Origin of the sequence: Candidatus Pelagibacter communis, assembly GCF_001180165.1 — a bacterium.
Classification (GTDB): Bacteria; Pseudomonadota; Alphaproteobacteria; order Pelagibacterales; family Pelagibacteraceae; genus Pelagibacter; species Pelagibacter ubique_P.
Genome location: NZ_CVSQ01000018.1, coordinates 1 through 9,354, shown reverse-complemented (window position 1 = coordinate 9,354; position 9,354 = coordinate 1). Strand labels below are relative to the sequence as shown.

Annotated in this window: 8 protein-coding genes and 2 pseudogenes; all 10 read left to right on the top strand. The window is 31.7% G+C overall.

Annotated features, from left to right (window positions below; all coding sequences use genetic code 11):
* Positions 1-79: pseudogene (locus tag AMN88_RS04490) on the top strand (tRNA (guanosine(37)-N1)-methyltransferase TrmD); the annotation flags it as partial.
* A gap of 16 nt (positions 80-95) precedes the next feature.
* Positions 96-638 carry a 50S ribosomal protein L19 gene (gene rplS / locus AMN88_RS01335; RefSeq protein ID WP_075536090.1) on the top strand — a complete coding sequence of 181 codons (543 nt, stop codon included), beginning with the start codon at positions 96-98 and terminating at the stop codon, positions 636-638.
* A gap of 11 nt (positions 639-649) precedes the next feature.
* On the top strand, positions 650-2,053 hold the full coding sequence (gene leuC, locus AMN88_RS01330; RefSeq protein WP_075536089.1) for a 3-isopropylmalate dehydratase large subunit: 1,404 nt from the start codon (positions 650-652) through the stop codon (positions 2,051-2,053).
* Entirely contained in the window at positions 2,054-2,659 is a 606-nt protein-coding gene (leuD, locus tag AMN88_RS01325) for a 3-isopropylmalate dehydratase small subunit (RefSeq protein ID WP_075536088.1), read from the top strand.
* Positions 2,652-3,758: a 3-isopropylmalate dehydrogenase gene (leuB, locus tag AMN88_RS01320; RefSeq protein ID WP_075536087.1), complete on the top strand. Its 1,107-nt coding sequence runs from the start codon at positions 2,652-2,654 to the stop codon at positions 3,756-3,758. The genes leuD and leuB overlap by 8 nt, the downstream gene beginning before the upstream one ends.
* Before the next feature lie 26 nt (positions 3,759-3,784).
* A complete protein-coding gene (locus AMN88_RS01315) occupies positions 3,785-5,548 on the top strand; it encodes an acyl-CoA dehydrogenase family protein (RefSeq protein WP_075536086.1) in 1,764 nt (587 codons plus the stop codon).
* A 2-nt stretch (positions 5,549-5,550) separates the two neighbouring features.
* Complete coding sequence (locus tag AMN88_RS01310; protein ID WP_075536085.1) at positions 5,551-7,167, top strand: acyl-CoA synthetase; 1,617 nt, start codon at positions 5,551-5,553, stop codon at positions 7,165-7,167.
* A gap of 7 nt (positions 7,168-7,174) precedes the next feature.
* Positions 7,175-7,951 carry an alpha/beta fold hydrolase gene (locus AMN88_RS01305; protein WP_075536084.1) on the top strand — a complete coding sequence of 259 codons (777 nt, stop codon included), beginning with the start codon at positions 7,175-7,177 and terminating at the stop codon, positions 7,949-7,951.
* Positions 7,948-9,057 (top strand): dimethylsulfoniopropionate demethylase, encoded by a 1,110-nt coding sequence (locus AMN88_RS01300; protein WP_075536083.1) that lies wholly within the window; start codon positions 7,948-7,950, stop codon positions 9,055-9,057. Before AMN88_RS01305 ends, AMN88_RS01300 begins: the two co-directional genes overlap by 4 nt.
* 15 nt (positions 9,058-9,072) lie before the next feature.
* Positions 9,073-9,354, top strand: a pseudogene (locus AMN88_RS01295) (aspartate-semialdehyde dehydrogenase); the annotation flags it as partial.

Here is a 9,354-nt window from a genome sequence, read left to right as displayed (position 1 = left end):
ACACTGGCGTTTATCTCAATCTGAGGCTATAACACGCGTCCGAAGACCAGATTTATGGGAAAAATATAAGAAGAATTAATTTGATAAATACTAACATGAAAACAATTGAAGAAATAAACCAGCATAACGTTAACAAAATTCTTTCAGAGAAAAAAATTCCAGAATTTTATCCTGGAGACGTTGTTAAAGTTGGTGTGAGAATTACCGAGGGTAAAAAAGAAAGAATTCAATATTTTGAGGGAGTGTGTATTGCTAAAAAAAGCAGAGATCTAAACTCATCTTTTACGGTTAGAAAAATTTCATTTGGAGAGGGTGTTGAGAGAACTTTCCCACTATTTGGAACTTTAATTGACTCAATTAAAGTTATTAGATCAGGTAAAGTAAGAAGAGCAAAACTTTATTATCTAAGAGACAGAACTGGTAAATCAGCAAGGATTGCAGAAAAAATTAGAAAAAAAATTGGTATTGATATCGAGGCAAAACCAGAAACAGTTACAGAGGAAAATGTAGCTCCTGCAGTTGAAGCAACTAAAGAAGAGGCTCCTAAAGCAGAAGCAGCACCTAAAGAAGAGGCGGCTCCAGCAGCAGAGGCCCCTAAAGAAGAACAAAAATCAGAAAGCTCTACAGAAAAAAAATAATTTTTTTTTCAATGTCTACAACATTATACGATAAAATTTGGAACGATCATCTAGTTGATCAACAAGGTGATGGCACATCTTTACTTTTTGTAGATAGACATTTAATTCATGAGGTGACAAGCCCCCAAGCTTTTGAAGGATTAAGAAATTCTAATAGAAAAGTTAGACACCCAAATTTAACTTTAGCAGTTGCAGATCATAATGTTCCAACAACTGACAGATCAAAAGGTATTTCAGATGAAGAGTCAAAAATTCAAGTAGATACTTTAGAGGCAAATTGTAAAGAATTCGGTGTTCAGTTATTTGGTATGGATGATAAGAGGCAAGGTATCGTTCATATCATAGGACCTGAACAAGGTTTTACTCAACCAGGTACAGTTATTGTTTGTGGAGACAGTCATACCGCAACGCATGGAGCATTTGGTGCTTTAGCATTTGGAATAGGAACTTCAGAAGTTGAACATGTTTTAGCAACCCAAACACTAGTTCAAAAGAAAGCTAAAAATTTTAGAATTAATGTTAATGGTGAACTTCCTTTAGGAGTTACTTCTAAAGATGTAATACTTCAAATAATTGGAAAAATAGGTACAGCAGGTGGTACAGGATCTGTTGTGGAATATGCTGGAGATTTAATAAGATCTTTAAGTGTTGAGCAAAGAATGACTATTTGCAATATGACAATCGAAGGTGGTGCAAGAGCAGGATTAATTGCACCAGATGAAAAAATTTTTGAATATTTAAAAGGAAAACCAATGTCACCAAAAAATGAAAATTGGGATAAAGCTTTGAACTATTGGGAAACTTTAAAAACAGACTCTGATGCTAGTTTTGATAAAGAAATTAGCCTTAATGCAAATGAAATTTTACCCATGATTACATGGGGCACGTCACCACAAGATGTAATAACAATTGATGGAAAAGTTCCAAATCCAAATAATGAGACCGATGAAGATAAAAAAAATTCAATTGAAAGAGCTTTAAAGTATATGGGTCTGAAACCTGACATGGCAGCCACAGATATAAAAATAGATAAAGTATTTATTGGTAGTTGCACTAATGGCAGAATTGAAGATTTGAGAGAAGCAGCAAAAATCTTAAAAGATAAAAAAGTTTCATCGCATGTTAATGCTATAGTAGTTCCAGGCTCAGGCTTAGTTAAAGAACAAGCAGAGCAAGAAGGACTAGATAAAATTTTTGTTAGTTCAGGGTTTGAATGGAGAGAGCCAGGTTGCTCCATGTGTTTAGCAATGAATGCCGATAAATTAAAGCCAGAGGAAAGATGCGCATCTACATCAAATAGAAATTTTGAAGGAAGACAAGGTAGAGGTGGTAGAACCCATCTAGTTAGTCCGGGAATGGCAGCTGCAGCTGCAATTTCAGGTAATTTAGATGATGTCAGAAAGTATCAAAATTAAATGCAAAAATTTAATAAATTAAAAAGTATCCCAGCTTATTTACCAATTGTAAATATTGATACAGATATGATAATTCCAAAACAGTTTTTAAAAACTATCAAAAGAACTGGTCTTGGAAAAAATCTATTTTTTGAAATGAGATATGATGATCAAGGTAAAGAAATAAATGATTTTGTATTAAACAAAGATCCATTTAATCAATCTAAAATTTTAATTGCTGGAAAAAACTTTGGATGTGGTTCATCAAGAGAACACGCTCCTTGGGCTTTATTAGATTTTGGAATTACTTGTGTAATAAGTTCAAGTTATGCAGATATTTTTTTTAGCAATTGTTTTAAAAATGGAATTTTACCAATAATCCTTAAAGAAGAAAAAATAAAAGAGCTATCTGAATACGCAAATAGACAAGAAGAAATTTCTATTGATTTGAATGAAGAAAAAATAGTTTATGGAAACAATGAGCTAAAATTTGAAGTTGATCCGTTTAAGAAAAAATGTTTGTTAGAAGGGCTTGATGATATCGCTTTATCACTAAAAAAATCAGAAAAAATAGAAAAGTTTGAAACAAATTTAAAAAACGAAAAGCCTTGGATATTTAATGATTAAAGTAAAAAAAAGAAAAATACTTTTACTTCCAGGTGATGGTATTGGTCCAGAGGTAATAACCGAGGTAAAAAAAATCATTAACTGGTTTAATGATAAAAAATCTTTAGATTTTGAAATAGATCAGGAGCTAGTTGGTGGTTGTTCTTATGATAAACACGGTGCCCCAATCACTGATGAGGTTTTTTATAAAGCACTAGAAAGTGAAGTAATTATGCTTGGAGCAGTTGGTGGTCCTACATGGGATAACCTAGAATTTTCCAAAAAACCAGAAAGAGCATTATTAAAACTTAGAAAAGAATTAAAGCTTTTTGCTAACTTAAGGCCTGCAATTTGTTTTAAACAATTAGTCGATGCTTCAACTCTAAAGCCAGAGGTAGTTTCAGGACTAGATATAATGATAGTAAGAGAGTTAACCGGTGGAATATATTTTGGTGAACCTAGAGGAATTAAGCCAATTGAAAATGGAGAAAGAAAAGGAATTAATACACACACTTATACGACTACCGAAATTACTAGAGTAGCTAGGATCGCTTTTGATTTAGCTAGAAAAAGATCAAATAAGGTTACTTCGTGTGAAAAATCAAATGTGATGGAAGCAGGACAATTGTGGAAAGAAGAAGTCCAAGAACTTCATGAAAAAGAATACAAAGATGTAGAATTAAGTCATATGTTAGCAGACAATTGTGCTATGCAGCTTTTAAGAAACCCAAAACAATTTGATGTGATTGTAACAGATAATTTGTTTGGAGATATGTTGTCAGACCAAGCTTCAATGTTAACGGGATCTTTAGGTCTTTTACCTTCAGCATCTTTAGGTGCAAAAAATAAAGATGGTGAGATGAGAGCAATGTACGAGCCTATACATGGGTCAGCTCCAGATATAGCTGGTAAAGGGATAGCAAATCCAATCGCTTCTATTTTGAGCTTTGCTATGGCACTAAGATATTCTTTAGATCTTGATAAAGAAGCAGATATTTTAGAAAAAGCAGTTCAAGATGTTTTAAATGATGGGTTAAGAACTAAAGATATAATGTCAGAGGGTATGAAAGAGACTTCCACGTCAGCAATGGGTGATGCGATAATTTCAAAATTGCAATAAAACTAGAATTATTCTAAGCTTTAAATATGCCAAGTTACACCGCACCAGTAAAAGATATGATGTTTCTCTTTGAAAAATTAAGAGATAATAAGAATTATAATGAGCTTGAAAAATATAATGAGGTGAGTGCTGATCTTGTTAAAGATATTTTAGAAGAAGCAGCTAAAATAAATCAAAATTTAATTTTACCTCTTGCTAAAGCAGGTGATGAAAATCCAGCAATTTTAGAAAATGGTGTCGTCAGAACACCACCGGGTTACAAAGAAGCATATCAGAAATACATTGAAGATGGTTGGACGTCATTGTCTTGTGACCCCAAATATGGAGGCCAAGGAATGCCAAAAACAGTAAGCGCGTTCTTTGATGAAATGCTTTCCTCAGCCAGTTTGTCATTTAAATTATATAGTGAACTTAGTATTGGTGCCTATAATTGTATTAATCATCATGCTTCAGATGAAATTAAAGATAAATATTTACCAAAGATCGTCGAAGGTAAATGGAGTGGCACTATGTGTTTAACAGAACCAGTCTGTGGTACAGACTTAGGTTTGTTAAAAACCAAAGCCGTCAAACAATCTGATGATACCTATAAAATTAGTGGTCAAAAGATTTTTATAACTTCTGGTGATCATGACTTAACTGAAAATATTATTCATTTAGTTTTAGCAAGATCAACGGACTCTCCTGCGGGCACTAAAGGAATTAGTTTATTTTTAGTTCCAAAATTTATTGTAAATAAAGATGGTAGTGTTGGTCAAAGAAATGGAATTTCAACAGGATCTATTGAAAGCAAAATGGGAATTAAGGGTTCAGCAACATGTGTTTTAAATTTTGATGAAGCAACTGGGTACATGATTGGTAACAAAGACAAAGGTCTTAGCGCTATGTTTACTATGATGAACCTTGAGAGAATAGTGGTAGGCATTCAAGGTTTAGGAATTTCTGAAATTGCTTATCAAAACTCACTTGCCTATGCAAAAGAGAGAAAACAAGGCAAAACAAATAATTCAAAATCTACAAATGGAGCAGATTTTATTATTGAACATGCAGATATTAGAAGATCTTTACTTAATATGAAGTCAATCATTGAAGGTGAAAGAGCTTTATGTTTTTGGTTATCACAACAAACTGAGGTGAGTCTTTATCATCCAGATGAAAAAATTAAACAAGAAGCTTTGGACTATGTTTCGTTGATGACACCAGTTGTTAAATCATTATTTACAGATTTAGCTATGGAAATTACGAATGACGCGATGCAAATACATGGTGGATATGGTTATACTAAAGACCAAGGAATAGAACAGTTATATAGAGATAATCGTATTACTCCAATCTATGAAGGTACAAATTCTGTTCAGGCAGCAGATTTAGTATTTAGAAAATTATCAAATAAAAATGGCGATGTTATCAATAAGTTTTTAGATATGATTAAATCTGAATGTGATAGTAAAAATGAAAAAGTAAATACATTTTCAAAAGAATTAAATCATTATTTAGATATTTTATCTAAGTTTACCGACTGGATTAAGGATAAACATAAAATCGAAAAAGACGATGTTAGTGCTGCAGCAAATGATTATTTAAGAAGTCTGGGATATATTTCAATTGCTTATGCTTGGATCAAAATTTTAGATGTAAGTTTTAGTGATTTTGAAAAAAATAAGGAATTTTATAGTGATAAAATAAATACAGCAAAATTTTATTTTGATAAGGTATTGCCAAGAGCTGAGTATCATTACAAATCCGCTATTTCTGGAAGTTCTAATATAATGAATTTTAAGTTTAATTAATAATGAATCATTACGAGACAAATTTAGATAAAAATAAAGCTAATTACGTACCACTTACTCCATTAACGTTTCTTAAAAGAGCAAGGGAAATTTATCCAAATTATGAAGCTATAATTTATGAAGATAGGAAATATACTTGGGAGGAAGTTTACAAAAGAGCTGTAAAATTTGCTAGTGCACTGTCAAAAATTGGAATTAAAAAAGGAGATACAGTTTCTTTTTTGGCCTTCAATACACCTGAGATTTTCGAAGGACATTACTCAGTACCTATGGCAGGTGCAGTATTAAATACAATTAATATAAGACTAGATGCAAATACAATTTCATATATTTTAGATCACAGTGATGCAAAGGTGCTAGTAGTTGATAGACAATTGCATGGAGAAGTTAAGAAAGCATTAAAAACTTTAAATAAGAAAATTATAGTAATTGATATAGATGATAAAAATGCTGATCCATCGAAATTAGAAAAAATTGGTGATTTAGAATATGAAAGTTTTTTAAATACAGGTGATGAAAATTTCGATTGGCAAATGCCAGAAGATGAATGGCAAGCAATATCATTAAGCTATACCTCAGGTACTACAGGAAATCCCAAAGGAGTAGTTTATCATCATAGAGGTGCGTACTTAATGTCTACAGGAAGTTCGGTAGCTTGGAATATGCCAAATAGATTAAATTTTTTAACAGTTGTTCCAATGTTTCATTGTAATGGTTGGTGCTATCCATGGACAGTTCCGATGTTAAATGGAAGGACAATTTGTTTAAGAAATATTGATATTAAAAAAATTTTTCAATTAATTGAAAAATATGAAGTAACCCATTTTGGTGGTGCACCAATTGTATTAAATATGATTACCGGAGCACCAGAAAGTGACAAAAAAAAATTAAAACAAAAAGTTTATGTCTTAACGGCTGGAGCACCTCCACCAAGTATAATTTTCAAAAAAATGAAAGCATTAGGTTTTGAAGTTATGCATGTTTACGGTTTAACAGAAACTTATGGACATGTTACCCAGTGTGCTTGGAATGATGAGTGGAACAATTTTGATGAAGAAAAACAAAATGAAATTAAAGCTAGGCAAGGTGTGAGATATCCAAATACTGAAGGTGTAACTGTTTTGGATCCAGATACTATGAAAGAAGTTCCTAAAGATGGTAAAACAATTGGTGAAATTATGATTAGAGGAAATGTAGTAATGAAAGGTTACTTTAAAGACAAAGATGCTACCGATAAAGCTATGAAGGATGGGTGGTTTCATAGTGGTGATCTAGCCGTGATGCATCCTGATGGCTATGTAAAAATACAAGATAGATCAAAAGATATAATTATTTCTGGAGGAGAAAATATTTCCTCAATTGAAATAGAAAATACGCTCTCTAAACATCCATCAGTTTCTATTGCTGCAGTTGTTGCTAAACCAGATGAAAAATGGGGCGAAGTTCCTTGCGCATTTATTGAAATGGTTAAAGATAAACCGGTATCTGAAAAAGAATTAATTGATTTTTGTAAGGAGACTTTAGCAGGATTTAAAGTTCCTAAAAAGGTTGTGTTCTGTGATTTGCCAAAAACTTCAACAGGAAAAATACAAAAATTTGAATTGAGAAAACAAGTTTAGGTAATTTTTGAATTTTCAATTAGAAAATAAAAATGTTTATGCTTCTGATGCAGGACAGGGCATTGATCAAAATAAAGATACAATAGTATTTCTTCATGGGAGCGGTCTTTCTCATATTGTTTGGTCTCTAACAGAACAATTTTTTTCAAATAATAATTTTAATGTTTTATCTATTGATTTGCCTGGGCATGGTAATTCCGATGGTCCTTGCTTAGATAGTATTGAAAAAATAGCTGATTGGTTAGAACGGGTTTTTAACGAACTAAATCTAAATAATTTAATTTTAATTGGTCATTCCCAAGGTTGCTTGGAGATACTTGAATATGCTCACAAATATAAAGATAGATTAAAAAAGTTAGTCTTTATTGGAGGCTCAAATAAAATGCCAGTACATCCAGATTTAATTGATCTAGCAAAAAATGGGGACTCCGACGCAGTTAAATTAATGATGAAGTGGGGTTATGAAGGTTCAAAAAGATTTATTGGAGGTAACCCAGTAGAAAAAATAATACAATCACCTCGAGATATAAGAGACATACTGGCGGTAGACCTTGTAGCATGTAACAATTACAAAAATGGTTCTGATGCTGCTAAATTAATCCAATTCCCATCAATGTTTATTTTTGGCTCTTTAGATAAGATGGTAAATCTAGAAGCTGGAAAAAAATTTTCTAGTCTAATTAATAATTCATCTACACATATAATAGATGGTTGTGGACATATGATTATGATTGAAAAAGCATTTGAAATGAGAGACAAAGTTTTAGAATTTTTGAAAAAATGAAAAACTTTTTAATCGCAAAATCAAGAAGACTTAGAAGTACTCCATATACTTCTCGAATTGAGGAACAGGGTGTTACAGCTTATACAATTTATAACCATATGTTGCTTCCAGCTGCCTTTGGTTCAATTGAAGAATCTTATCATCATTTAAAAGAGCATGTTCAGATCTGGGATGTAGCAGCTGAAAGACAGGTAGAAATTTCAGGAAAAGATTCTGCAAAACTAGTTCAGTTGATGACTTGTAGAGATTTATCAAAATCTAAAGATGGAAGATGTTATTATTGTCCGATTATAGATGATAATGCTGGTTTAATTAATGATCCAGTTGTTTTAAGAATTAACGAAAATAAATGGTGGATTTCTATTGCAGATACGGACGTAATATTATTTGCAAAAGGATTAGCAATTGGAAATAAATTTGATGTTGAAATCACAGAGCCAAAAGTTGATATCATGGCTATACAAGGTCCAAAATCATTTAAATTGATGGAAAAAATATTTGGAGAACAGATCACAAAATTAAAATTTTTTGGTTTTGATTATTTTGAATTTGGAGGTGCAAAACACCTTATCGCACAATCTGGATGGTCTAAACAAGGAGGCTATGAAGTATATGTTCAAAATACAGAAGCAGGCTTAAAACTGTATGATCATTTATTTGAAATTGGAAAAGAATTTAATGTTAAACCAGGATGTCCTAATTTGATTGAACGAATAGAAAGTGGACTGTTATCTCATGGAAATGATATGGATAATGGAGATAATCCTTATGAATGTGGTTTCGATAAATATATTAACATTGATAGTGATGTCATCTTTTTAGGAAAAGAAAAATTGAAGGCAATTAAATCTGAAGGAATAAATAAAAAATTAATGGGAGTTAAATTTGATATAGAAAAAATAAGTTTAACAGGATCTTTAGATCTTACTGATGATCAGAACAACATCGTTGGAGAATTACGGTCAGCATGCTATTCACCACATTTTAAAAAAGTGATTGGTATTGCCATGATGAAAAAATCACATTGGAATGTAGACCAGAAGGTAAAAGCAAGCATAAATAGTGATATTTGCAGTGGTAAAGTTTGCGATTTACCTTTTATTTAGTATAACAGCTTTAAAATGAACATAGCTATAGTAGGTGCAACAGGAAATGTTGGTAGAAAAACTCTTGAAGTATTTGATAAAAAAAACTTCAAGTTTGATGATCTATATTTAGTTGCCTCAGAAAAAAGTGCAGGAAAAAAAATTTCTTTTAGAAATAAAGAGTATGTTATTGAAAATTTAGAGATATATGATTTTTCAAAAGCAGATATAACTTTTTTTGCAGCTGGAGGAAAAATTGCTGAAAAATATGCAGAAAAAGCTGCCAAGCACACAATTGTAATTGATAATTCGAGTTTT

Coding starts and splice junctions, on each gene's coding strand:
- AMN88_RS01310 (WP_075536085.1), top strand. CDS start 5,551: ATGAATCATTACGAGACAAATTTAGATAAAAATAAAGCTAATTACGTA.
- AMN88_RS01315 (WP_075536086.1), top strand. CDS start 3,785: ATGCCAAGTTACACCGCACCAGTAAAAGATATGATGTTTCTCTTTGAA.
- leuD (WP_075536088.1), top strand. CDS start 2,054: ATGCAAAAATTTAATAAATTAAAAAGTATCCCAGCTTATTTACCAATT.
- AMN88_RS01300 (WP_075536083.1), top strand. CDS start 7,948: ATGAAAAACTTTTTAATCGCAAAATCAAGAAGACTTAGAAGTACTCCA.
- leuC (WP_075536089.1), top strand. CDS start 650: ATGTCTACAACATTATACGATAAAATTTGGAACGATCATCTAGTTGAT.
- leuB (WP_075536087.1), top strand. CDS start 2,652: ATGATTAAAGTAAAAAAAAGAAAAATACTTTTACTTCCAGGTGATGGT.
- rplS (WP_075536090.1), top strand. CDS start 96: ATGAAAACAATTGAAGAAATAAACCAGCATAACGTTAACAAAATTCTT.